Consider the following 25252-nt stretch of genomic DNA (forward strand, 5'->3'; position numbering starts at 1 on the left):
ACGTCACGAGGGGTAGACGAGGTGACTGTGTGAGTAAGGCAGCAGTATTGGGTGCAGGCTCATGGGGAACGGCGCTGGCGAAGGTCATGGCCGAGGCCGGCACCGAGGTGACGATGTGGGCTCGCCGGAAGGAAGTCGCCGACAGGATCAACGCGACGCACGAGAACAGTGACTACCTACCCGGTATCGCGCTGCCCGAGTCGATTCGTGCGACGGATCGTCACGAGGAAGCGATGGAGGGAGCAGACTTCGTCGTTCTGGCGGTCCCGTCGCAGTCGCTGCGGGGGAACCTCGAGCAGTGGAAGGATTCGATAGGTCCGAATGCCACCCTGTTGAGTCTGGCCAAGGGCATCGAAACCGGCACCTTGATGCGGATGAGCCAGGTGATCGTGTCGGTTACCGGCGTCGAACCCGGCCGTGTCGCCGTGCTGTCCGGACCGAATCTCGCGCGTGAGATCGCGAGCCGTCAACCGGCGGCGACGGTCATCGCCTGCACCGATTCTTCCCGTGCCTTGGCACTTCAAGATGCTTGTGCCACAGGATATTTCAGGCCGTACACCAACTCCGACGTGATCGGTTGTGAAATCGGCGGCGCGTGCAAGAACGTGATCGCGTTGGCATGCGGCATGGCGGCAGGCAGCGGTTTCGGCGACAACACTGTTGCCAGCATCATCACGCGCGGACTGGCCGAGACGATCCGACTGGGCGTCGCGCTCGGCGGCCAGGCATCCACGTTTTCGGGGTTGGCGGGCGTCGGCGATCTCGTTGCGACGTGCACGTCGGAGCTGTCACGAAACCGGACGTTCGGTGAGCACCTCGGCCGCGGCGGCTCCATGGAATCGGCGCAGCAGGCCACCAACGGTCAGGTAGCCGAGGGCGTGAAATCGTGCACGTCCGTGCGCGCACTCGCTGCCGGATACGACGTCGAAATGCCGTTGACCGATGCCGTCCACCGCGTCTGCCACGAGGGGATAGCGGTCAGCGAGGCGATCGGCCAACTGCTCGGCCGGCGGACCAAGCCGGAATGACGTCAGCAGACGGCTACGGCGATTCCACCCGGTGCGTGAGCAGCGTCGGGAGTGCGCACAGCCCTGGTCAACCCATGCAGTTGGGTCCGGTATTTGCTGCGCCGTACCAGCTTTCGGAGGACGAGGGGAGCGAGAGCGACACGTATGCCCGGGCATCGAATCCGGGGTGGCGTGGCCTCGAGGCGGCGCTCGGCATCCTTGAAGGTGCAGATCACGTCGTTGTCACAGGGTCAGGAATGTCGGCCGTCACGGTGACGTTGCGCAGCCTGCTTCAGGCCGGCGATACCGTCGTCGTTCCGTCGGACGGCTATTACCAGGTGCGTCGTTACGCGGAGGAAGCCCTGGCTCTACTGGGCATCGGCGTTCGCGAGGTGTCGACGACGGGCATGGGTGATGCGAGTTTCCCGGAGTTGCTGTCTGGGTTGCCGGGACGCATTGTCGTGGTCGCGGAGACGCCGTCCAATCCGATGCTCGACGTTGTCGATCTTCGGGCGTTGGCCGTGGTGTGCCACCGCGTCGGAGCAATCCTTGTGGTGGACAACACGACCCCGACTCCGCTCGGTCAACGTCCCCTCGAACTGGGAGCGGACGTCGTGGTGGCCAGCGGAACAAAAGCGCTGAGCGGGCACAGCGATCTGTTGATGGGTTACATCGCCACGGCCGACGCGGACATAGCCGCGAAGGTCGAGCGCGAGCGTCTGCTGTCCGGGACGGTGCTCGGTCCATTCGAAACATGGCTGGCGCATCGCAGTCTCGGAACGGCCGGCCTGCGATTCGGCCGACACTGTGACAATGCTCAGGCGCTCGCCGACATGTTGTCCGGCCATCCGGCTGTCATGTCCGTCCGTTACCCGGGGCTGCACACCGATCCGTCGTACGCCGTTGCGTCGGAGCAGATGCACAGGTTCGGTGGTCTGGTGAGCATCGAATTGGAATCCGCGGCGGCTTTCCATTCCTTTGTCTCGGCAAGTGAACTTGTTACTTCTGCGACCAGTTTCGGTGGCATCCACACCACAGCTGATCGGCGAGCTCGGTGGGGAGATCAGGTCAGCGAAGGGTTTGTCCGGATCTCGTGCGGCATCGAGGACACCGAAGATTTGTTGACGGATATACAGCGCGCCCTCGGTGGACTGACGTCCGGTCGGTAAATTATCCACTGGCCCGAGCGCGTGCCGAAGTCGATTCGACGGTACGGTTTGACGCGTGAATAACAGCCGCACCCGGGTAGCCGTGATCTTCGGTGGCCGGAGCAATGAACATTCCGTGTCGTGCGTATCCGCCGGGAGCGTCCTCGCGCACCTCGATCCGGAACGCTACGACGTCGTGCCGATCGGCATCACCGCCGACGGGGCCTGGGTTCTCGGTTCCACCGATCCGGAATCGCTGGCCATCAACGGTCGCGAGTTGCCCACAGTCGACAAGGACGGGACGGCGCTGACACTGACTGCTGACCCGACGCGTTCCGGTGCGCTGCTGGCGCTCGACGGAACCGACGTGGGTTCTGTCCTGGCAACTGTCGACGTCGTATTTCCCGTCCTGCATGGTGCTTACGGCGAGGACGGCACCATCCAGGGTCTCCTGGAAATGGCCGGAATTCCCTACGTCGGTCCCGGTGTGCTGGCTAGCGCCGCCGGTATGGACAAGGAATTCACCAAGAAACTGCTTGCCGCCGAGGGGTTGCCGGTCGGTAGGCAGGTGGTCCTGCGCCCGGGAACGGCGACACTGACCGACGAGCAGAAGGATCAGTTGGGGCTTCCGGTTTTCGTGAAGCCGGCTCGCGGTGGGTCGTCGATCGGCATCACGCGAGTCACCGGGTGGGACGGCCTCGAAGGTGCGATCGCTCATGCTCGCCTGCACGATCCGAAGGTGATCATCGAGGGCGCGATTATCGGGCGGGAAGTCGAGTGCGGTGTGCTCGAATTCCCCAGTGGCGACGTCAAGGCGAGTGTGGTCGCAGAGATCCGGATGCCCGCCGACGACGGTGACTCGGACGCGTTCTACGACTTCGACACCAAGTATCTCGACGACGTCTGCGAATTCGACGTCCCCGCACATGTGGACGCGGCTGTCAGCGATCAGATTCGCGAGTTGGCCGTGCGCGCGTTCACCGCACTCGATTGCCAGGGGCTCTCACGCGTGGACTTCTTTGTCACCGAGGACGGGCCGGTGATCAACGAGATCAACACGATGCCAGGATTCACGTCCATCTCGATGTATCCGAAGATGTGGAAAGCAACCGGAATCGATTACGGCACTTTGCTTTCGACGTTGGTCGACACTGCGCTCGCCCGCGGGACCGGATTGCGCTGACGGACGTGTTGCGCTGACGGACAGGGGCCGGGATTACCGGCCCCTCGTGTCACATCAGGGAACCGGGATCGGCGCCGGGTCGAGTGGCTGCTGCGGGATTGTTGCAGAGATGGTGTCCGAGATTTCCTGAATCGGAGTGGGGCCGGTGCCGTCGGGAACGGTGATTCCGATGTATTCGCCGCGGTCGACGGCAAACCAGGTGCTGGCCGCCAGGCCGATGTCGGTACCCGAGATCTGGAACCACTGGACGCCGTTGACTACCTGAAGTGCCGCGGCCTGATCGAATTCGGCGGGGCGGTCGAGTCCGCAGCGCAGGACGATCGGTTCACCCTCGCTGCGCTGCCACGCAGCGGCGCCGGCGGGTGCGGGTTCGACAAGTTCGGCCTTGGTGAAGTCGCCGATGTCCTCGGGGAGAGCATCAAGCAGCGAAACGCACGTCTCGGACTCCGCGTTGGGTGCCGGAACCGGGCCGAGTGCCACCGGTTCGAGCGTCGGGTTCTTTCCGGCGACCACGGCGGCGATCACCAACCCGACGATCAGGGCCACTGGCAGTGCGATGGCGGTGGCAATCAATGCCGGGCTACGACGCTCGACCTCGTCGAGGTCGTTATCGCCCTGGTCGTTCGTCTCGGGGGACGTGTTCTCAGACATGCTCAGTTCTTCGTTCGGTTCCGGGTTCGGTTGTTGCTGGGGAGCTCGCGTGCGCATCGGTAGAATTGCCACTGCTTTGACGGTACCGCAGGACGCTTTTGGTCCGATCTGCGCTGAGAAAAAAGGGAGTGCTCATCTCGTCATCAGGATCGACCTCGAACGAACAGGCATCTTCATCGCCCCGCACGGTTGCGCAGGTGGGGGAGTTCGACGTGATTGCCCGCTCCCTTGTCGGTCGAATTCAACCGCTGACGACGGAGTTGGGTCCCGGCGACGACGCGGCGATCGTGACCGCACCCGACGGCCGGGTTGTCATTTCCTCGGACATGCTGGTCGAGGGAAGGCATTTTCGGCTGGACTGGTCGCCGCCGCGCGACGTGGGACGTAAAGCGGTGGCACAGAATGCTGCCGACATCGTGTCGATGGGTGCGCGGCCGAGCGCCTTCACCGTGTCATTGGGCTGCCCACCGTCGACTCCGATCGACGTCATGGACGAAATCTCCGCCGGAATCTGGGATGCCGCAACGGATCTGGGTGCGGGCATTGTCGGCGGGGATCTGGTGCAGTCGCAGGACATTGTTGTCTCGGTGACGGTACTCGGAGATTTGGGTGGACGGCGGGCAGTCACGCGGGCCGGCGCCCAGGTGGGTGACCGTGTTGCCGTCGCCGGATTGTTCGGTTGTTCGGCAGCAGGTTTGGCGCTGCTGCTCGCCGGCGATCGATCGTTCCCGGATCTTCTCGCGCTCCATCGTGTTCCGGTCCCGCCGTACGAGTCCGCATGGGCAGCGGCCGATACTGCTCACTCCATGACCGACATCTCGGACGGGGTCGTCGCTGATCTTCGCCACCTCGCGTCTGCGTCAGGAGTCCAGGTCCGCATCGATTCGGGTGCTGTACCGACGTCGGCCGACGTACCGAAAGCTGCGGCCGCGCTGAAACTCGATCCGCTGGAGTGGATTCTCTCCGGTGGCGAAGATCACGGTTTTGCCGCGACCTTTGCAGCCGGTGAAGACCTGCCGTCGGGGTGGACGGTCATTGGGGAGGTCGTTGCCGGCGCCGGAGTTGTTGTGGACGGAGAACTGCGTGAATCCGGCGGCGGCTGGCACAGCTTTTCGGCCACGGGCACCACCGCGGTATAGGTTCTCCTCATGGCTGTTTATGCACTAGGAGACAAGGTTCCGGATATTCATCCGGACGCGTACGTACACCCGGACGCCGTGGTGATCGGCAATGTGAGCCTCGCTGCGGGAACGTCGATCTGGCCGCAGGCCGTACTGCGTGGTGACTACGGAACCATCTCGGTGGGAGTTGGATCGAACATTCAGGACGGCACCGTGATTCATTGCACGGTTACCGAGCCCACGATTATCGGCGCGGGATGTGTTGTGGGACACAACGCTCACATCGAGGGGTCCACGATCGAGGACGGGTGCTTGATCGCATCCGGGTCGATCGTGCTCAACGGTTCGGTGATCGGGGCGGGGTCGATAGTCGGAGCCGGCGCCGTGATCGCGCGCGGATTCGTAGTGCCACCGCGCAGCATGGCTTTGGGGGTGCCCGCCAAGATTCGCGAAGGCTACGAAGTTCCGCTCGGTCATCTCGAAGCGAATGTCGCGAACTACTCTGCCAACGCTGCACATTACCGCGGCGCCCTACGCAGGCTCGACTGATGGACACCCACATCGAATCCGGCTGGGCCACAGCGCTGGAACCGGTTTCGGAGCAGATCGCTCTGATGCAGAAGTTCCTCGACAACGAGACCGCCGCAGGGCGCGAGTTTTTGCCCGCGCGCGAGAATGTGCTGCGCGCGTTCACGAATCCGTTCGAGGACGTCAAAGTGCTTATCGTCGGACAGGATCCGTATCCGACCCCCGGTCATGCGGTGGGTCTGAGCTTTTCGGTTGCCCCTGATGTTCGACCAGTTCCCCGCAGTCTGGTCAACATCTACAAGGAATATCACCAAGATCTCGGTTTGCCGATACCCGATGACGGTGACCTGACACCGTGGTCGAATCAAGGTGTGTTGCTGCTCAATCGGGTACTGACCGTAGCGCCAGGGGCAGCGGCGTCACATCGGAAAAAGGGTTGGGAACCTGTGACCGAACAGGCAATTCGCGCTCTGGTGGCTCGATCTGCCCCGATGGTTGCCATTCTGTGGGGTCGCGACGCCGCGACGCTGACCCCGCTACTAGGGGATACCCCCATCATCGAATCTGCGCACCCGTCACCACTTTCGGCGTCGCGTGGGTTCTTCGGTTCACGTCCGTTCAGCCGGGCAAACCAACTTCTGACGGACATGGGGGCCACGCCGGTCGACTGGGATCTGGGATCAACCGCGAGCGTGACCGAACCACTCTGGTGAGAGCGATTCGGTCACGCGAGCCGAATCAAGCCTGCTTGGCAGCTACAAAATCGGGGCGTCGCTTCTCGACAAACGCGTCGACGCCCTCCCGGCCGATGGGACTGTTGGCGGCAGTCTTGATGGACGCTGCTTCGGCGTCGAGTTGTTCGGAGAGCGTGTTGGTTCGTGACGAGCGCAACAGTGCCTTGATGCCGGCGTACGACGAACTCGGTCCGTGTGCAAGCGTGCGGGCGAGCCGGGCTGCCTCTTCCTGAACCTCGTCGTCACCGACGAGGCGGGTGAGGATGCCGAGACGAACGGCTTCGTCGCCGCCGATAATGGAATCGCTCAGGAGGATTTCGCGAGCCCGTCCGGCGCCGACGATGCGGGGGAGTGACCAGGACATCCCGCCGTCCGGCGTGAATCCGATGGAAGGGTATGCAGGGCGAAGTTTGGTGCTGGTGCCGCCGATGGCGATGTCGGCAAGGCAGACCAGGCTCATGCCGGCGCCCGCTGCCCAACCGTGAATTCCCGCGACCACGGGAACCGATGCCGCATCCAGAGCACGCACGAAGGTGTGGAGGTTCTGGGCAACTCCTTCGACGTACTCGCCGCGATCCGGCGCTGACGCGAAGGCCCGGACGTTACCGCCCGCACAGAAGTTGGGGCCTTCACCGACCAGGAGAATGCTGCCGATGTCGTTTCCGAACGATTCCAGGGCCACTGCACCCTGGATCATCCCTTCGTCGTCGAGGGAGGTGCCGTTGGCGGCGGTGGAAATGGTGATGCGGAGTACGCCTTCTTCGAGCGTTACTTTGCTGAGGTCATCGATGGAAGTCACCTCACGCACATTACGGGTCAGGTGTCCGGGTCGTCACAGGAGGGACCCCGGCACAGGCACAACAAAAGGCACGACAAAAACAGCTCTGCCCCCGACACCGAAGTGTCGGGGGCAGAGCTTGCAATCGTTGTGCTCGGGCAATCAGCCCCGAGCGACCTTGCCTGCCTTCAGGCAGGAGGTGCACACGTTGACCTTACGGGTGTTACCCGGGGCAACCTCGGTACGAACAGACTGAATGTTCGGGTTCCAGCGACGATTGGTACGCCGGTGCGAGTGCGAGACCGACTTACCGAAGCCGGGCCCCTTGGCGCATACGTCGCAGACGGCAGCCATAGTCGCGAACTCCTTGTTAGAAATGAATATTGAAGTGGTCACCCTACACAGTAGGACGGCCAGAATGACAATTCGAATATACGCTGTGGATCTTGCGATACCGAATCGGTCTCCGACCGCTTACGGTGCAGTCGAGCGTGACAACACAGAACACTGTTGTAGACGATGCACCGAAGTGCACTGTTTGCAGCAATATTTGGTGTAGCCCGTTCGAGGCAACCGTGTAACAGTAACTGTTGACCGGTGGATTGACCAAACCGGCCTGCAAACCGGTGATTACGGAGTGTGCCCGACTACCCTCGACAGCATTCGTTTCCGTCCCCGAGGAGGGGACGTTTCCGCAGAGGGGAATTGCCAGTGGGGGACGCGCACCACCAGAGAACGGACGGGACGGCCGACGGTCTCCTGCTGCGCCGGTGGGCGCGACGCTCGGTCGATTGCCTCGAGGAGCGGCGCGGAGAGATCAACAGCCTCAACGTCTTTCCCATCCCTGATTCCGACACCGGCACAAATCTGCTGTTCACGATGCGTGCCGCGCTCGATTCGGCCGAAGCGCTCGGCGGCGACGTCACCAGCGCTACCCGCACCGCCAATGCGCTGGCGCGGGGCGCCGTGGCAGGAGCCCGCGGCAATTCCGGCGTCATCCTGTCCCAGGTGATTCGTGGGATTGCCGAGACGGTGCGCGGTGAGCGGATCAACGGACTCGATCTTGCGGAAGCGCTGCAGACGGGTACCGAGCTTGCGTCGCGCGCGGTGACGGACTTGGTCGAGGGCACCATCGTGACCGTTCTCCGAGCATCCGGTGAAGCGGCGGCGCAGTGCGTCGGCGTGGACCTCCAGTCCGTTGCGCTCGCCGCGGCAGATGCGGCCGCGAGCGCCCTGGTCAAGACACCGCAGCAACTCGACGTGCTGGCCTCGGCAGGCGTCGTGGATGCGGGCGGACTGGGCTTGCTGGTGATTTTGGACGCTCTGGTCGAGTCCGTGTCCGGGCACTCACCGGATCGGGTGGAACTGGGTGCCGGACGAAGCCGCGGTCTCATTGCAGAGGTCAGCAGACGCGACCATGACTGGGACCGGAAATCGGGTCCGCTCGAATGTGGCGACGATTCGGCGCAGGACTTCGAGGTGATGTACCTCGTCGACGAATCGGATGAGGATCTGATGGCGGCGCTCCGCACCCGGTTGGCGGTGCTCGGCGACTCGATAGTGATCGTCAGTGACGGATTCGGTGGCTGGTCGGTTCACGTGCATTGCTGTGATGCGGGCGCCGCAGTCGAGGCCGGCCTCGAAGCCGGCCGCGTGCACGGGATTCGGATCAGCAGTTTCCTCGTCGACCAACGTGATCAGTTGGTCGCCCGTCAGGAGATGCAGTTTCAGGGCCACGATGCGCGTGGTGTACTCGCCGTTGTGGCGGGGGACGGCGCCGCGGCACTGTTCGAGAGTGAAGGTGCCTCGGTACTGCGGTGCGACGAGGCGCCGGTGACCCGCGCACAGTTGCTCGGCCATATCCGCACCATGGATCGCACCGAGGTGCTGGTGCTGCCGAACGGCGCGCTGAGCGCTCAGGAATTGGTTGCGGTCAGTGCCGCGGCCCGAGATCCCCTGCATCAGGTGCTGCTGCTCTCGACATCCTCGATGGTTCAGGGGTTGGCAGCACTCGCGGTCCACGACGGAAGTCGCAACGTCGCCGACGACGGGTTCACCATGTCCGAGTCGGCTGCGGCAACTCGGTGGGGGTCTCTGCGGATCGCGGTGGAACGGTCGCTGACGTTTGTCGGAACCTGCGACCCGGGCGACGCCATCGGATTGATGGGCCACGAGGTGGTGGTCATCGGACCGGACGTCGAGGCGTCGGCAGCGCGGTTGATCGATCTTGCGCTGGGATCTGGTGGCGAATTGGTCACACTTCTCATGGGCGCCGACGCCGCCGACGGCTTGGCCGAGCGGATGGAAGCACATGTCATCAGCACCTACCCAGGCGTCGACGTGCTGATCTATCAGGGCGGTCAGCCGGGGGATCTGTTTCAGCTGGGCGTTGAGTGAGCGGTCGCCGGGGTGATCGTGTCGGGAGTTTTTGTGTCGGCGGCTACTGATATACGAATAGCTGTGCTTTTCGATCTGCTGCTTTTCGATCTGCGAGGAAACTGACATGGCAACGCTCGCCGACAACTTGGATCGGCTTCTGGGAAAGAAGACCGCGGACGCGTTGGCCGAGGCCTTCGAGATACGCACGGTCGAGGATCTCCTGCGCCACTATCCTCACCGGTACGCGTCGGCCGGTAAGGAACTTGCCGACAAAGAGCCCCCGGAGGGCGAGCACATCACGATCATTGCGCGGGTGGCGTCCGCGAGCGTGGTGAATATGAAGTCCCGGACGGGGCAGATGCTCAAGGTCTCGCTCACGACGGACACACAGACCGTCGACGTCACCTTCTTCAATCCGTACAAGGTGAAGCACGCCATCAAGCCCGGCGTGCGGGCGATGTTCTCGGGCACAGTCAAGTACTTCCGGAACAAGTGGAGTTTGACGCACCCCAGTTATCTGATCCTTCCGGAACCCCGTGCCGGGGAAGAAGATTCGGTGGTTCCTTTGAAAGCCGTCAAAGGGGCCGGCGATCTCGCGGGGCTGGCCCGTGCCAGTTCGGGGCCGGGCGCCGAACTCGACTACTCGATTTTCGAGCGTGAGTTCATCCCGCTGTATCCGGCGACGCGCGAGGTGGAGAGCTGGACGATCATGCGGTGCGTCCGACAGGTTCTCGATCAGCTTGATCCGGTTCCCGAACCACTTCCGGCCGAGACTCTCGCCGAACATCATTTTGTCGGGCTGGACGAGGCACTGAGGACGGTGCACCTGCCCGATACCAAGGACGACATCGAACGTTCCCGCGAGCGATTGCGGTTCGACGAGGCGCTGTCTCTGCAGTTGGTTCTGGCGATGCGACGTCACGACAATTCCGAGCGGGTGGCACCGGCGTGCGTGCCTGTCGCAGGCGGTATCGCCGAGCAGTTCGAGGAGATGTTGCCGTTCACACTGACGGAAGGGCAGCAAGCCGTCGCCGCGGAAATCGCGGCCGATCTCTCGCAGACTCACCCCATGAGCAGACTCCTTCAAGGTGAGGTGGGCTCGGGTAAGACCATCGTGGCGCTTCGGGCGATGCTGCAAGCGGTTGACGCGGGATATCAATGTGCACTACTCGCGCCTACCGAGGTGCTGGCCAATCAGCATGCCCGATCCCTGCGCGCGATGATGGGGCCGCTTGCAACCGGGGGAGAGTTGGGCTCGGCCGAGCACTCCACTCGTATCGCCTTGCTCACCGGTTCACTTCCGGTTGCCGCAAAACGTGCCGCGCTTCTCGACGCGGTGACCGGTGATGCGGGAATTGTCATCGGTACCCACGCGCTCATCCAGGACAGTGTCGAGTTCTTCAACCTCGGCATGGTTGTGGTCGACGAGCAGCACAGGTTCGGTGTGGAGCAACGAGATCACCTCCGCTCGCGTGCTCGCGACGGCCTGAGCCCCCACCTGCTGGTCATGACTGCTACTCCCATTCCGCGCACCATTGCCATGACGGTGCTCGGCGATCTGGAAGTATCCACCCTGCGCGAATTGCCTCGTGGGCGTAGCCCGATCAAGAGCAGCGTTGTGCCGGCAAAGCAGAAGCCCGCCTGGGTGGATCGGGCGTGGGCACGAATTCGCGAGGACGTCGCAGACGGGCGTCAGGCCTACGTCGTGTGCTCCCGGATCGGTGACGGCGAGCCTGCCGCTGGCGAGGACCAGTTCACCGAGGAGAAGCAACCCGAAACGAAGTCGGCAGTCGACGTCTTCGAGGAGTTGTCGAGCGGTCCGCTTTCCGAGCTGCGCGTCGGCCTCCTGCACGGTCGCCTGCCGTCAGATGAGAAAGACGTGGTCATGAGCGCGTTCAACGTCGGCGACATCGATGTGCTCGTCTGCACCACCGTCGTGGAGGTCGGTGTGGACGTGCCGAACGCGACGGTCATGGTGATCGTCGACGCGGAGCGGTTCGGCGTCAGTCAGCTCCATCAGCTGCGTGGCCGTGTCGGCAGAGGAAAGCACCAAGGGCTGTGCATTCTGGTGACGGGAAGCAACCCAGGTGGACCGGCGTACGAGCGGCTCTCTGCCGTTGCCGCCACCAATGACGGTTTCGAACTGGCACAACTCGATCTCGCGACACGACGTGAGGGAGACATCCTCGGAGCGGCCCAATCCGGCACCACGTCCAATCTGCGGCTGCTCTCACTCATCGCGCACGGCGACATTCTCGAATCCGCGCGAGACTTCGCGACCGGAGTTGTCGAACGCGACCCGACGCTCGCCCAGCACCCCGCACTTGCGTCGATGGTGAGCGCCGCTCTTGACTCCGATCGGATCGAATACCTCGAGAAATCGTGAGAAGTATGACGGCAAACTGAATACGAATAGCGGCAGGACCATCGGGTTTGTTTCTCGATTCAGTCTACGATGTGGGACGCCGCGTGCTTGTACACACGGAATTCGCGGTAGTTTTTCCCCATGTTCTCCAAAGTGCTCGTCGCCAACCGCGGCGAAATTGCGATCCGCGCCTTCCGCGCCGCCTACGAACTAGGTGCTGGAACTGTCGCGGTGTTCCCGTACGAGGATCGGAACTCGATCCACCGCCTGAAGTCTGACGAGAGTTATCAGATCGGGGAGAAGGGGCACCCGGTTCGGGCGTACCTGTCGGTGGAGGAGATCGTGGCCGCGGCACAAAATGCCGGCGCTGACGCGATCTATCCCGGTTACGGGTTCCTGTCCGAGAATCCGGATCTGTCGGCTGCGTGTGCGGAGGCGGGCATCAAGTTCGTCGGCCCGTCCGCGGAGATCCTCGAGCTGACCGGTAACAAGGCGCGGGCGATTGCCGCAGCGAAGGCTGCGGGTCTGCCGGTGCTGGCGTCGTCGGAGCCGTCGTCGGATATCGACGAGTTGCTCGCGGCGGCCGAGGACATGACGTTCCCGATCTTCGTGAAAGCCGTCGCCGGTGGTGGTGGCCGCGGTATGCGCCGCGTAGCCGAGCGATCACTGCTCAAGGAATCCATCGAAGCCGCGGCGCGTGAAGCGGAATCCGCCTTCGGTGATCCGACGGTGTTCCTCGAGCAGGCTGTCATCGATCCCCGCCACATCGAAGTCCAGATCCTCGCCGACGAGCACGGCAATGTTATTCACCTGTTCGAGCGCGACTGCTCGTTGCAGCGTCGCCACCAGAAGGTGATCGAACTCGCCCCGGCCCCGAATCTGTCGGAGGAGTTGCGGGCCAAGATCTGCGCCGATGCCGTGGCTTTCGCGAAGCAGATCGGTTACACATGCGCCGGCACGGTGGAGTTCCTTCTCGACACCCGTGGCAATCACGTCTTCATCGAGATGAATCCGCGAATCCAGGTGGAGCACACGGTCACCGAAGAGGTCACCGATGTCGACCTCGTTCAGTCGCAGCTCCTGATCGCGTCCGGTTCCACCCTCGACGACTTGGGTCTGACGCAGGACTCGATCAAGCTGCGCGGCGCGGCGCTGCAGTGCCGCATCACCACCGAGGACCCCGCCAACGGGTTCCGCCCCGACACGGGCCGGATCACCGCCTACCGCACGCCGGGTGGTGCCGGTATCCGCCTCGACGGCGGCGCAACTCTCGGTGCCGAGGTCGGCGCGTACTTCGACTCGATGCTGGTCAAGCTCACCTGCCGTGGACGCGACCTCGAGGCTGCCGTGGCGCGTGCGCGTCGCGCGGTCACGGAGTTCCGTATCCGCGGCGTCTCGACGAACATCCCGTTCCTGCAAGCAGTTCTCGACGATCCGGACTTCAAGGCCGGGCGGGTCACGACCTCGTTCATCGAGGAACGTCCCCATCTGTTGACGCAGCGCTCCTCGGCGGACCGCGGTACCAAGATCCTCACGTACCTCGCCGACGTCACGGTCAACAAGCCGCACGGCGAACGTCCTTCCGCGGTGTACCCGCAGGACAAGCTGCCCAAGATCGATCTCTCGACTCCGCCGCCGGCCGGTAGCCGCCAGCGGTTGCTCGAACTCGGTCCGGAAGGATTCGCGAAGGCGCTGCGTGAGCAGAAGGCTGTTGCGGTCACCGACACCACGTTCCGTGACGCACACCAGTCGCTGTTGGCGACCCGCGTCCGCACCAGCGGTCTGCTCGACGTCGCCGGTCACGTTGCCCGGTTGACGCCGGAGCTGCTCTCCATCGAAGCGTGGGGCGGCGCGACATACGATGTGGGACTTCGCTTCCTGCACGAGGACCCGTGGTATCGGCTCGCCGCACTGCGCGAAGCGATCCCGAACATCAACCTGCAGATGCTGCTGCGTGGCCGAAACACGGTGGGCTACACGCCGTATCCGGAAAAGGTCACCCGCGCCTTCGTGCAGGAAGCCACCGACACCGGTATCGACATTTTCCGAATCTTCGACGCGCTCAACAATGTCGACCAGATGCGGCCGGCCATCGACGCGGTCCGCGAGACCGGTACGGCCCTCGCCGAGGTTGCGCTGAGCTACACCGGCGACCTGTCGGATCCGAACGAAACGCTCTACACCCTCGACTACTACCTGAAGCTGGCCGAGGAAATCGTCAATGCCGGCGCACACGTCCTGGCGATCAAGGACATGGCCGGACTGCTCCGCGCCCCGGCCGCGACCAAGCTCGTGACCGCGTTGCGCTCCAACTTCGATCTGCCGGTGCACGTTCACACGCATGACACCCCCGGTGGACAGTTGGCAACGTACTTCGCCGCCTGGCAGGCGGGCGCCGACGCCGTCGACGGTGCTTCGGCGGCTCTGGCGGGCACCACCAGCCAGCCAGCGCTGTCGGCCATCGTGGCTGCTGCTGCGCACTCGGAGTTCGACACCGGACTGAATCTGCAGAACGTGTGCGACCTAGAGCCGTACTGGGAGGCACTGCGAAAGGTGTACGCGCCGTTCGAGTCCGGGCTTCCGTCTCCGACCGGGCGCGTCTACACCCACGAGATCCCCGGTGGCCAACTCTCGAACCTGCGCACTCAGGCTGTGGCACTGGGCCTCGGTGACCGCTTCGAAGAAGTCGAAGCCAAGTACGCCGACGCCGACCGCATGCTCGGGCATCTGGTGAAGGTGACACCGTCGTCGAAGGTTGTCGGCGACCTCGCCCTGCACCTCGTCGGTGCCGGTGTTCCGTCGGAGGAATTTGCCGCCGACCCGGCCAAGTTCGACATCCCCGACTCGGTTGTCGGCTTCCTGCGCGGCGAACTGGGCACCCCGCCCGGCGGCTGGCCGGAACCGTTCCGCAGCAAGGCACTCGAGGGCCGCGGCCCCGCGAAGCCGGAGACGCCGCTCTCCGCCGCAGACGAGGCGCTGCTCGAAGGCTCGTCGAAGGACCGTCAGGGCGCGCTGAACCGTCTGCTGTTCCCCGGCCCGACCAAGGAATTCCTCGAGCACCGCGACAAGTACGGAGACACCTCGCGGCTCTCGGCGAACCAGTTCTTCTACGGCCTGCGCCGCGGTGAAGAACATCGCGTCGAACTCACACCTGGTGTGCAGTTGATCATCGGACTCGAAGCGATCTCCGAACCCGACGAGCGCGGCTACCGCACCGTGATGTGCATTCTCAACGGACAGTTGCGTCCGGTCTCCATCCGGGACCGGTCCATCGCCAGCGATGTGCCCGTGGCGGAGAAGGCCGACAAGAACAACCCAGGTCACGTGGCCGCACCGTTCGCGGGCGTCGTGACGCTCGCGGTGAAGGAAGGCCAGAAGATCGAGGCCGGTGACACCGTCGCCACCATCGAAGCAATGAAGATGGAAGCGGCGATCACCACACCGCGCGGCGGCATCGTCTCCCGCATCGCGATCAGCGCAGTCCAGCAAGTCGAAGGCGGCGACCTCCTCGTTGTCGTCTCCACCGGGGAGAGCGCCGCAGAGTGACACGCATTATCTCGGGACTCGCAGGCGGTCGCCGCCTGCGAGTCCCGCCGAGCGGAACCCGGCCCACCTCGGACCGGGTCCGCGAGGCGCTTTTCAGTGCGCTCGAAGCGCGTATCGACCTCGACGGCTGTGCTGTCCTCGACCTGTTTGCCGGTTCCGGAGCCCTTGGCCTCGAAGCACTCTCCCGCGGTGCGGAGCACGTGATGCTCGTCGAGTCCGACGCAAAGGCAGCAGCAGTGATCAAGGACAACATCGGTGTTGTCGGGCTGCCTGGCGCGGTCCTGCGGGCAGCGCCGGTCGCTGCGGTCGTCTCCGGTCCGAGTGCTCGTGAATACGACATCGTCATCGCAGACCCGCCGTACGCGGTGACCGACGACGCGGTGGTGTCCATCCTCCAACACCTTCAGACAAACAAGTGGGTGGGGGAGGGCACGATCGTCGTTCTCGAGCGGTCGTCCCGATCACCGGAGACCGTCTGGCCGCACGGGTTCGAACCCGTCAAGGCGAAGAAGTACGGCGAGGCCAGGATCGAACTCGCAACCTGCTACGGTCTGGACTCATGACTGGCGCCGTTTGCCCCGGATCCTTCGACCCTGTGACCAATGGTCACCTCGACGTAATCGGAAGAGTTGCTGCGCAATTCGACGAGGTCGTGGTCACCGTGATGATCAACAAGAACAAGCGCGGAATGTTCACCGTCGACGAGCGTATCGAGATGCTCGAAGACGCGACGAGCCACCTGCCCAACGTTCGAGTGACGTCATGGCACGGGCTTCTGGTCGACTACGCGAAGCAAGAGGGGATCACCGCGATCGTCAAGGGTCTGCGCGGCGCCAACGACTTCGACTACGAACTGCAGATGGCGCAGATGAACAAGAAGCTCAGCGGTGTCGACACGTTGTTCGTCGCAACCAACCCCACCTACAGCTACCTGTCCAGCTCACTGGTCAAGGAAGTTGCCACCTTCGGTGGTGATGTCGCTGACATGTTGCCCGCAAAAGTGCATGCCCGATTGCTCGACCGCATCGCTGAACGGGCAGCCGAAAACAGCTGATACCCGACACACCGCCCCCAGACGCACCTGGTGGGCCGATCTTCCGGCAAACTTGTCGACAAGGAACGGGCGCAGATCCAGGTGGATCGGTGACGATGTGGGCCGATAGTTGGCCGGTGAAGATTGGGGTTGCTTGTGTACCGGGTATTCGAGGCGCTTGACGAACTGGTCGCGATTGTCGAAGAGGCACGAGGCGTTCCGATGACTGCCGGGTGCGTCGTCCCACGCGGCGACGTGCTCGAACTGCTCGACGACGTCCGTGACGCTATTCCGAGTGAGCTGGACGACGCCCAGGACGTCCTCGACCATCGTGACAAGTTGGTCTCGGACGCGCGTTCCACGGCGGACAAAACCGTCAGCAGTGCCAACGCGGAAGCAACGTCGACGGTCGAGAATGCCCGCGACGACGCCGATCGCATCCTGTCCGACGCCAAGGCTCAGGCGGACCGCATGGTCGCCGAGGCCAGCGCTCACGCCGATCAGTTGGTCGCCGATGCCGAGGCGGAAGCCGAGCGCACGGTCACCGACGGTCGACGCGAGTACGACGCCGTCACTGCTCGCGCGCGCGACGAGTCCGATCGCATGATCGAAGCAGGAAAGGCGTCGTACGACCGCTCGGTTTCCGACGGAGCCGAGGAGCAGGCACGTCTGGTTTCCCAGACCGAGGTCGTCCAGACCGCGCGCGCCGAGTCGGCTCGGGTGATCGACGCCGCGCACGCGGAATCTGATCGAATGCGCTCGGAGTGCGATCTGTACGTCGACACCAAACTTGCCGAGTTCGAGGAGTTCCTCAACGGGACTGTTCGATCCGTCGGGCGCGGTCGTCAGCAATTGCGGACGGGTTCGGGTGTGCCCGACTACCTCGACGACGATCGCCGCCAGGAGCGTCGCCGATAGGGTCCTTCACCGGATTGGGCCTGCTGTGCACTGTCGGGTATTGTGGGGTGGTTGCCCATCCAGTTTCAACAGTTAGGTGAGTTCTCTTTGTCAACGCATCGTCGTCATTCATCGCATCAGTCAACTGATGCGGGATTCTTGCTGGACACCGTCAAGTTAGGTCGGCGTCCAGGGTCGATGCGCACTGTCGAGAGAACGATCCAGTCGCCGAATCGCATCGGTCTCGATCTCATCGCGATCGAAGCAGGTTCGGACATAGATCTCGATCTTCGTATGGAAGCGGTATCCGAGGGCGTTCTCGTCACCGGTACCGTGCACGCACCCACTACGGGTGAGTGCTCGCGGTGTCTCGAGCCGTTCACGAGCGTTGTGGACGTCTATCTCACGGAGTTGTTCGCTTACCCGGACAGCGTCACCGAGGAGACAACCGAAGAGGGCGAGGTCTACCAGGTCGAAGACGAAGAAATCGATCTGGAACCGGTCATCGTCGATGCAGTCGGACTGGCGCTTCCGCTCCAGCCTTTGTGCAGTGACGATTGCCTGGGATTGTGCTCAGAATGTGGCATTCGCCTGGCGATTGCGGAATCTGGGCATGGGCATGACATACTTGATCCTCGCTGGGCTGGTCTCGCGGCCAAATTTGGCGTGGAATCAAACACCAGTGAAAATCTTGTGATCACCGAAGCCGAGGAGAAGTAGAAGTGGCTGTCCCCAAGCGCAAAATGTCGCGATCCAACACGCGGTCGCGTCGTAGCCAGTGGAAGACCACTGTGCCCACCCTCGTTACCTGCCCCAACCGTGGCTGTGGCGAGCAGACCTTGCCCCACATCGCGTGCCCGTCCTGCGGTACGTACAAGGGCCGCCAGGTAACCGCTGCTGTCTAGTTCTCCACGGAGAAAGACTATGACGAGCGACAATACAGTTTCAGCCGTTGGCGGCGAGGGCAATCACGACACGCTCCTCGCCGCTATCGGCGTCGATATAGAGCCTGGCCTCTTGACGCTGGCTCTCACCCACCGCTCGTATGCATACGAGAACGGTGGACTGCCGACAAACGAGCGCCTCGAGTTCCTCGGGGATTCCGTTCTCGGTCTCACTGTTACCGAAAATCTTTACCTGTCACACCCGGCCAAGTCCGAAGGTGACCTCGCCAAGATTCGTGCGAGCGTAGTCAACATGCACGCTCTGGCCGAGGTTGCGCGGACTTTGGGTGAAGGTGGACTCGGAGCGCATCTGCTTCTGGGCAAGGGCGAGGAAATGACGGGTGGCCGTGACAAGCCGTCCATCCTCGCCGACGGTATGGAATCCATTCTTGGCGCCATCCACTTGCAGCACGGAATCGATACCGCGCGCCGTGTGGTCCTCGACCTGTTCGACGACCTTCTGACCCGTGCTCCGCTTCTGGGTGCCGGTTTGGACTGGAAGACGAGTCTGCAGGAGTTGACCGCAGAACACAGTGCCGGTGTTCCCGTGTACGAGATCACGGCTACCGGCCCCGATCACGACAAGGAATTCACCGCCACTGTGCTTATCAGCGGCAATCCCTTGGGTGTCGGTGTCGGTCGGTCCAAGAAGGAAGCCGAGCAGAAGGCAGCAAGTACGGCATGGAAAGCGATGTCGGAGAAGGCTTCCGAGGGCGCTGCTGTAGCCGATGCTCCTGTCGATCTTGCCGGCTGAGTTCTTCTCTTGCCTGAACTTCCCGAAGTCGAAGTCGTTCGCCGCGGCCTACAGTCTCACGCTGTAGGTGCGGCGATCGAGGCTGTCGAAGTTCTCCATCCCCGCGCTATTCGCCGCCACGTTCTCGGGTCCGACGACCTGATCGGGCAGTTGACCGGACAGACCATCGCCTCGGCCGAGCGCCGCGGCAAATACCTGTGGCTGGTTCTGGAACCTGCCGGTGTCGGTGTAGTGGTTCACCTCGGGATGAGCGGTCAGATGCTCGTTCAGCCGCCCACTGTGGACTGGGAAAAGCACCTTCGTATCCGACTGGCTCTCGATTCCGGAGCCGATCTTCGGTTTGTCGATCAGCGCACCTTCGGTGGCTGGTCGATTTCGCCGTTGGTCGAGGTGGACGGGACGCTGTTGCCGGAGTCGGTCGCACACATCGCACGTGACCCGATGGACGAGGCATTCGATCTCGAATCGGTGGTGAGCGTTCTGCGCGGCAAGCACACCGAAATCAAACGTGCACTGCTCGATCAAACCGTGGTCTCCGGTATCGGCAACATTTATGCCGACGAATCATTGTGGCGGGCAAAGGTTCACGGCAACAGAATCGCCGAAACCCTGACAAAGCCTAAGCTGCGTGAGCTCGTGACGGCGGCCCGCAGTGTCATGGGTGAGGCGCTCGAGCAGGGCGGCACGTCCTTCGACGCGTTGTACGTCAACGTGAACGGCGAATCCGGCTACTTCGATCGCTCACTCTCGGCGTACGGGCAGGAAAATTTGCCGTGCCCGCGGTGTGGTGCGCCCATTCGGCGTGAGAAGTTCATGAATCGATCGTCGTTCAGTTGCCCGCGCTGCCAACCGGCACCCAGATCGCGGCGAAACGTAGCGTAGGTCGTCGCACTCGCCACTGCAGAAGGGTGGCAAGATTGCGGCATGGCTGAACAGATCGCTGACAACGCACCGGCACACACCGAACTCTGGGTCGAACGTACCGGCACCCGCCTCTACACCGGCAAGAGTTCGCGGGGCGCCGAAGTCCTCATCGGATCGGAATCGGTACCGGGTGTTTTCACACCGGGGGAACTTCTCAAGATCGCTTTGGCAGCCTGCTCGGGAATGAGTTCGGACTTCCCGATTTCGCGCCGTCTCGGTGACAACTACGACGCGACCATTCGAGTGTCGGGAACCGCGGATCGTGAGAACGAGGTGTACCCGCAACTGGACGAGGTTCTCGAACTCGACCTCAGTGAACTCGACGCCGACGCCCAACAGCGGTTGATCACGCTGATCGAACGATCCGTCGACAAGGTCTGCACTGTGGGGCGCACCCTCAAAGCCGGCACCAAGGTCACGTTGACCATCGACACGGACGCCTGATGCTGCGCGCCGGCAGTGTTGTCGCTGCGCTGGTACTGGGTTGTGCTGTAGCAGTGTCCACTCCGGCGGCAGCGGAGTCCACTGGGGCCGGCGACGGTTGTGGTGAGTGGAGGTCGACGCTCGTGACCTCCGGTGCGGGAATGCTCGAAAACCTGGAATTCGACAGGGCCGGGTCGATGGTGTTGTCGCAGTCGGCTCCCGTCGGCCCGGGAGCGCTGCTCACCGTGGCGCCGGACGGAAGCCGAAAGACTCTGGTGAGCAACGTGAACGGGCCGGGTGGGCTGGTTGCCCAAGACAGCGCCGTGTACTTCACCACCGGAAACACTGCAGTCTCAGGACTGTTCGGAATCGCGGACGGAACTTTGGGCAGAGTCGACGTCGGGGACGGGTCGGTGACGACGATTGCCGACGGGTTGGTGATGCCCAACGGCCTTGTGCCGCTGGACGGCAATCGGTTCCTGACGACGCGTACATTGACACAACCCGGACTGACCGTGATCGGCAGTGACGGTTCGGCGACGGTGGTGCGCGAGGATCTCGGAACCGTCGACGGGTTGGCTCGATCGGGGCAGAATATTTTTGTGACAACAACATTCGACCTCACCACCGCAATTCACATTCTGAACGCCGACGATCTGGGTGGAACTGTGCGGACTATTGCGTTGCCAGGGTTCGGTCCCGCGAACATGGCCGACGATTTGACCGTCGGACCGGACGGAGCGCTGTACGTGGCGTTCAACGCCGGTGGCAAGGTTGTGCGTGTTGATCCGGAGTGGGGCACCTCGTGTGAGATTGCTTCCGGTTTGCCGTTGACCTCGGCGGTGAAGTTCGGCGCCGGACCGGGGTGGGATCCGAATGCGCTGTACACCACCAGTTTCCTGGGTGACGTGCACAAGCTCGATCGGGTCGGCGGTGTGTCATGAGTGAGCCGGTGCGGTTGACGGCGTGGGTACACGGCTTTGTCCAAGGCGTCGGGTTCCGGTGGTGGACCCGGGCGCGCGCGTTGGAATTGGGATTGGTGGGGTACGCGTCGAATCAGCGCGACGGCCGAGTACTCGTTGTCGCGGAGGGTGATCGGGAGTCGCTCGAAAGGTTGCTGGAGTCGTTGCGCTCGGGCACCACGCCGGGAACTGTCGACCTGGTTGTCGACAGTTGGGACGCCGCGCGGGGAGACCTGTCCGGGTTCGTCGAACGCTGACCGCGATGACGGTAAAGTTCTCCGCATGCATCTCAAGAGTCTGACGCTCAAAGGCTTCAAGTCTTTTGCGTCGGCAACGACTCTGCGATTCGAACCCGGCATCACCTGCGTGGTCGGCCCTAACGGTTCCGGAAAATCGAATGTCGTCGACGCGCTGTCCTGGGTCATGGGTGAGCAGGGCGCCAAGGCATTGCGCGGCGGAAAAATGGAAGACGTCATCTTTGCCGGAACCTCCGGGCGGGCTCCGCTCGGCCGCGCCGAAGTGACCTTGACCATCGACAATTCCGACGGCGCTCTTCCGATCGACTACACCGAGGTGTCGATCACGCGGCGAATGTTCCGTGACGGCGCAGGGGAGTACGAGATCAACGGCTCGTCGTGCCGGTTGATGGACGTCCAGGAACTACTCAGCGACTCCGGTATCGGGCGCGAAATGCACGTCATCGTCGGCCAGGGCAGGCTCGCCGCGATCCTGGAATCGCGGCCGGAGGATCGCCGCGCATTCATCGAGGAAGCGGCCGGCGTGCTGAAACACCGGCGCCGCAAGGAAAAAGCGGTACGCAAGCTCGATTCCATGCAGGCCAATCTCGCCCGGTTGAGCGATCTCACCGCGGAATTGCGACGCCAACTCAAGCCACTCGGTCGTCAGGCCGAGGTTGCCAGGCGCGCCCAGACTGTGCAGGCAGATCTGCGTGATGCCAAGATGCGTTTGGCCGCAGATGATCTCGTGACCCGGCGCAATGCCCTGCAGGATCAAGCGCAGGACGAGAAGGTTGCGCGCGAGCAACACAATCAGGTGACCGCCGCGCTCGACGAGGCCAACCTCGAACTCGGGCGCCAGGAGCAAGCACTGGCCCGCCTGACGCCCGGCGCAGAAGCCGCGGCGCAGACGTGGTTCCAGTTGTCGGCGCTGGCGGAACGAGTCAACGCCACGGTGCGTATCGCACGTGAGCGTGCGCGTCACCTCGACTCCGAACCGGTTGGCGTGCGTGGCCAGGATCCCGACGAGATGGAGGCGCGGGCCGAGCGAATGGCGGCTGAGGAAGCCGAGTTGATCGAAGGCGTCGAGATTGCTCGTGCTGCGGCCGAGGCGGCGCGCGAACAATTGGCGGCAACGGAAGACGCTGCGGCAGAAGCGGAACGGGCACACATGGCCGAGGTACGCGCTGTGGCCGATCGCCGCGAGGGGCTCGCTCGACTGTCCGGGCAGGTAGACACCCTACGAACGCGCGTCGAATCCGCGGACGCCGAAGTTGCGCGGCTCACCGAATCGATCGACGAATCCCGACGCCGCGGGAATGACGCAGAAGCCGAGTTCGAGACGGTGCAGGAAAGTATCGGTGACCTCGATGCCGGCGAGGTCGGTCTCGACACCAATCACGAGCGCGCCGTCGAAGCGCTCACGATCGTCGATGCGCGGGTTGCCGAGTTGCGCGCCGAAGAGAAATCGAGCGGACAGCGCATCGCGTCGCTGACCGCTCGTATCGAAGCGCTCTCGATCGGTTTGGCCCGCAAGGACGGTGCGGGGTGGCTTCTGGAGCGCCACGACGGCGTCACCGGCGCGCTGGCCGACATGATTCGGGTGACGCCGGGCTACGAGAGTGCAATTGCCGCTGCGATGGGGCCGGCCGCGGATGCTGTTGTCGCGCAGTCGAGTGACGCCGCACGATCTGCGGTATCGGCATTGGCCGAACACGACGGTGGGCAGGCGGCGTTGATTGTCCACGGGCCGAACGACGTGTCCGCTCCGGTCGACCTCGGTCCTGGCATTCGCCGGGCCGTCGACGTCATCGAGTGCGCGGACGAACTGCGAGCGGGACTCGACGCTCTCCTGGGCGACGTGGTCTTGGTCGACACCCTTGACGAGGCGATACGAGTTGTGGCTGAACACAGCATGATTCGGGCCGTCGACCGCTCCGGGAACCTACACGGCCGGGGGTGGTTCGTCGGCGGTTCCGATCGACGCCCGAGCACGCTGGAAACCCAAGCGTCCATCGACGCATCCGCAGCCGAGTTGGTGCAGACACAATTGCGGGCCGAAGAGTTGGATGCAGCTTTGGCCGGCGCCCTGTCTGAACAGGCAATCCGGCAGGAAACCGCAGAACAGACTCTTGCCGCACTCAACGAATCCGATGCGGCGATCTCCGCGATCTACGAACAGTTGGGCCGACTCGGTCAGGCGGTGCGCGTCGCGCACGAGGAGTCGGAGCGACTGACGTTGCACCGCAGTCGCGCCGAAGCCCGTCGAGTCGAATCTCTCACTGCGCTGACCGAACTGGAGGAACGCCTGCGCCACGCGGAGGACAACGGCGGGCTCGAAGCCGGGGAACCGGAATCAACCGCCACCGACCGGGAAATGGCGGCGGCAGCGCTCGCGGAAGTACGCATCGTCGAAATGGATGCGCGACTGACCGTACGCACTGCCGAGGAACGCGCCGAATCCGTTCGCGGAAAAGCTGATTCGCTGCGCCGTGCGGCAGCCGCCGAACGCGAGGCGAGGGTGCGGGCAGAACACGCGTTGCGGGCACGGGCACATGCGGCCGCCGTGGCTGCGGCAGTCGCAGAATCCGGTCTGCGAGTGGTGAGCGAACTCGAGACCGTCGTGGCGGCAGCGGTTGCTCATCGCGACGACCTGGCGCGCGCCCGTACCGAATGCGTCGCCAAGCTCGACCAGGTTCGAGAGATCGTCAAGGCGCTGAACGGGCAGCTCGCATCGCTGACCGATGCCGTTCACCGCGACGAAGTTGCCAAGGCACAGGCAGCAATGCGCATCGAGCAATTGGAAGAGTCCATTCTCGAGCAGTACGGAATCGGACTCGACGATCTGATCGCGGAGTACGGCCCCGACGTCGAATTGCCGCCGACGGCTCTCGAGTTGGCGGAGTACGAAGAAGCCAAGGCGCGCGGCGAGCAGGTCACCGCTCCGGCGCCCGCTCCGTACGACCGCGCCACGCAGGAGCGTCGGGCCAAGCGGGCCGAGAAAGACCTCGCAACTCTGGGCAAGGTCAATCCGCTGGCGCTCGAAGAATTTGCCGCACTCGAAGAGCGGTACACATTTCTCTCCACTCAACTCGAAGACGTCAAAACAGCGCGCAAGGATCTCCTCGCGGTGGTCGCCGACGTCGACGCCCGGATCTTGCAGGTGTTCACCGAGGCCTACACCGACGTCGCCCGTGAGTTCGTAGGGGTCTTCGAGACACTGTTCCCCGGCGGCGAAGGCCGACTTGTCCTGACCGACCCGTCGGACATGCTCACCACCGGCATCGAGGTCGAAGCGCGACCACCGGGAAAGAAGGTCAAACGGCTCTCCTTGCTCTCGGGTGGAGAGAAATCCTTGACAGCGGTGGCCATGCTCGTCGCGATCTTCCGGGCCCGGCCGTCACCGTTCTACGTCATGGACGAAGTCGAAGCCGCTCTCGACGACACCAACCTGCGCCGCCTCATCGGGCTCTTCGAACAGCTGCGGGAAAAATCGCAGTTGATCGTGATCACGCACCAGAAACCCACCATGGAAATCGCGGATGCTCTCTACGGAGTGAGCATGCGCGGCGACGGCATCACGACTGTCATTTCCCAGCGATTGCGAGGGCAAGACCTCGCCGTTCGGTAAGCCTTGGT

The 25252-nt window shown here is 63.4% G+C and carries 23 protein-coding genes; 20 read left to right on the top strand and 3 right to left on the bottom strand.

Features of this window, described 5'->3' with window-relative positions; translation table 11 throughout:
• Positions 1-29: 29 nt before the first annotated feature.
• From RG2_RS10190 to RG2_RS10200, 3 genes are read left to right on the top strand one after another with little or no spacing between them, the layout of a single operon-like run.
• Positions 30-1028 carry an NAD(P)H-dependent glycerol-3-phosphate dehydrogenase gene (locus RG2_RS10190; protein WP_033236574.1) on the top strand — a complete coding sequence of 333 codons (999 nt, stop codon included), beginning with the start codon at positions 30-32 and terminating at the stop codon, positions 1026-1028.
• Entirely contained in the window at positions 1025-2176 is a 1152-nt protein-coding gene (locus tag RG2_RS10195; RefSeq protein ID WP_033236573.1) for a cystathionine gamma-lyase, read from the top strand. Before RG2_RS10190 ends, RG2_RS10195 begins: the two co-directional genes overlap by 4 nt.
• Positions 2177-2231: 55 nt before the next feature.
• Positions 2232-3338: a D-alanine--D-alanine ligase family protein gene (locus RG2_RS10200; protein WP_033236572.1), complete on the top strand. Its 1107-nt coding sequence runs from the start codon at positions 2232-2234 to the stop codon at positions 3336-3338.
• Between the two features lie 54 nt (positions 3339-3392).
• Here the strand turns inward: RG2_RS10200 and RG2_RS10205 are convergent, their stop codons facing one another.
• Positions 3393-3989 carry a DUF3515 domain-containing protein gene (locus RG2_RS10205; protein ID WP_033236611.1) on the bottom strand — a complete coding sequence of 199 codons (597 nt, stop codon included), beginning with the start codon at positions 3987-3989 and terminating at the stop codon, positions 3393-3395.
• A gap of 128 nt (positions 3990-4117) precedes the next feature.
• On the opposite strand from RG2_RS10205, the gene RG2_RS10210 reads away from it, so the two are divergent.
• Genes RG2_RS10210 through RG2_RS10220 form a run of 3 tightly spaced genes read left to right on the top strand, consistent with a single transcriptional unit; the run spans position 4118 to position 6351 of the window.
• Complete coding sequence (locus tag RG2_RS10210) at positions 4118-5128, top strand: thiamine-phosphate kinase (protein ID WP_371851311.1); 1011 nt, start codon at positions 4118-4120, stop codon at positions 5126-5128.
• A gap of 9 nt (positions 5129-5137) precedes the next feature.
• On the top strand, positions 5138-5659 hold the full coding sequence (locus RG2_RS10215; protein WP_033236571.1) for a gamma carbonic anhydrase family protein: 522 nt from the start codon (positions 5138-5140) through the stop codon (positions 5657-5659).
• Entirely contained in the window at positions 5659-6351 is a 693-nt protein-coding gene (locus RG2_RS10220) for a uracil-DNA glycosylase (protein ID WP_033236570.1), read from the top strand. Before RG2_RS10215 ends, RG2_RS10220 begins: the two co-directional genes overlap by 1 nt.
• A 25-nt stretch (positions 6352-6376) precedes the next feature.
• Here RG2_RS10220 and RG2_RS10225 read toward each other — a convergent pair whose 3' ends face one another.
• The gene (locus tag RG2_RS10225) at positions 6377-7171 is read right to left on the bottom strand and encodes an enoyl-CoA hydratase-related protein (RefSeq protein ID WP_033236609.1); all 795 of its coding nucleotides are present in this window, start codon (positions 7169-7171) and stop codon (positions 6377-6379) included.
• A gap of 141 nt (positions 7172-7312) precedes the next feature.
• Positions 7313-7504: a 50S ribosomal protein L28 gene (gene rpmB / locus RG2_RS10230; RefSeq protein WP_003942669.1), complete on the bottom strand. Its 192-nt coding sequence runs from the start codon at positions 7502-7504 to the stop codon at positions 7313-7315.
• Between the two features lie 357 nt (positions 7505-7861).
• On the opposite strand from rpmB, the gene RG2_RS10235 reads away from it, so the two are divergent.
• The 14 genes from RG2_RS10235 (at position 7862) to smc (ending at position 25244) form a co-directional block, all read left to right on the top strand.
• Positions 7862-9547 (top strand): DAK2 domain-containing protein, encoded by a 1686-nt coding sequence (locus RG2_RS10235; RefSeq protein WP_230590367.1) that lies wholly within the window; start codon positions 7862-7864, stop codon positions 9545-9547.
• Positions 9548-9653: 106 nt separating this feature from the next.
• Positions 9654-11915, top strand: coding sequence for an ATP-dependent DNA helicase RecG (gene recG, locus RG2_RS10240; protein WP_033236569.1), 2262 nt, complete (start codon positions 9654-9656; stop codon positions 11913-11915).
• 120 nt (positions 11916-12035) lie between these two features.
• On the top strand, positions 12036-15440 hold the full coding sequence (locus RG2_RS10245) for a pyruvate carboxylase (protein WP_033236568.1): 3405 nt from the start codon (positions 12036-12038) through the stop codon (positions 15438-15440).
• Complete coding sequence (gene rsmD, locus RG2_RS10250; RefSeq protein ID WP_033236567.1) at positions 15437-16003, top strand: 16S rRNA (guanine(966)-N(2))-methyltransferase RsmD; 567 nt, start codon at positions 15437-15439, stop codon at positions 16001-16003. The genes RG2_RS10245 and rsmD overlap by 4 nt, the downstream gene beginning before the upstream one ends.
• Entirely contained in the window at positions 16000-16494 is a 495-nt protein-coding gene (coaD, locus tag RG2_RS10255; protein ID WP_033236566.1) for a pantetheine-phosphate adenylyltransferase, read from the top strand. Before rsmD ends, coaD begins: the two co-directional genes overlap by 4 nt.
• A gap of 135 nt (positions 16495-16629) precedes the next feature.
• The gene (locus RG2_RS10260) at positions 16630-17391 is read left to right on the top strand and encodes a DivIVA domain-containing protein (protein WP_033236565.1); all 762 of its coding nucleotides are present in this window, start codon (positions 16630-16632) and stop codon (positions 17389-17391) included.
• A gap of 138 nt (positions 17392-17529) precedes the next feature.
• Entirely contained in the window at positions 17530-18090 is a 561-nt protein-coding gene (locus RG2_RS10265) for a YceD family protein (RefSeq protein WP_033236564.1), read from the top strand.
• Between the two features lie 2 nt (positions 18091-18092).
• A complete protein-coding gene (rpmF, locus tag RG2_RS10270) occupies positions 18093-18275 on the top strand; it encodes a 50S ribosomal protein L32 (RefSeq protein ID WP_007729318.1) in 183 nt (60 codons plus the stop codon).
• Between the two features lie 19 nt (positions 18276-18294).
• Positions 18295-19068, top strand: coding sequence for a ribonuclease III (gene rnc / locus RG2_RS10275; protein WP_033236563.1), 774 nt, complete (start codon positions 18295-18297; stop codon positions 19066-19068).
• A gap of 9 nt (positions 19069-19077) precedes the next feature.
• Positions 19078-19950 (top strand): bifunctional DNA-formamidopyrimidine glycosylase/DNA-(apurinic or apyrimidinic site) lyase, encoded by an 873-nt coding sequence (mutM, locus tag RG2_RS10280; RefSeq protein WP_033236562.1) that lies wholly within the window; start codon positions 19078-19080, stop codon positions 19948-19950.
• A 42-nt stretch (positions 19951-19992) separates the two neighbouring features.
• A complete protein-coding gene (locus RG2_RS10285; RefSeq protein WP_033236561.1) occupies positions 19993-20436 on the top strand; it encodes an OsmC family protein in 444 nt (147 codons plus the stop codon).
• Entirely contained in the window at positions 20436-21359 is a 924-nt protein-coding gene (locus RG2_RS10290; protein WP_033236560.1) for an SMP-30/gluconolactonase/LRE family protein, read from the top strand. Before RG2_RS10285 ends, RG2_RS10290 begins: the two co-directional genes overlap by 1 nt.
• Positions 21356-21634: an acylphosphatase gene (locus RG2_RS10295; protein ID WP_033236559.1), complete on the top strand. Its 279-nt coding sequence runs from the start codon at positions 21356-21358 to the stop codon at positions 21632-21634. The genes RG2_RS10290 and RG2_RS10295 overlap by 4 nt, the downstream gene beginning before the upstream one ends.
• A gap of 25 nt (positions 21635-21659) precedes the next feature.
• The gene (smc, locus tag RG2_RS10300; RefSeq protein ID WP_033236558.1) at positions 21660-25244 is read left to right on the top strand and encodes a chromosome segregation protein SMC; all 3585 of its coding nucleotides are present in this window, start codon (positions 21660-21662) and stop codon (positions 25242-25244) included.
• The last annotated feature ends 8 nt before the right edge of the window (positions 25245-25252 follow it).

Source organism: Rhodococcus globerulus NBRC 14531, from assembly GCF_001894805.1.
GTDB classification, from domain to species: Bacteria; Actinomycetota; Actinomycetes; order Mycobacteriales; family Mycobacteriaceae; genus Rhodococcus_F; species Rhodococcus_F globerula.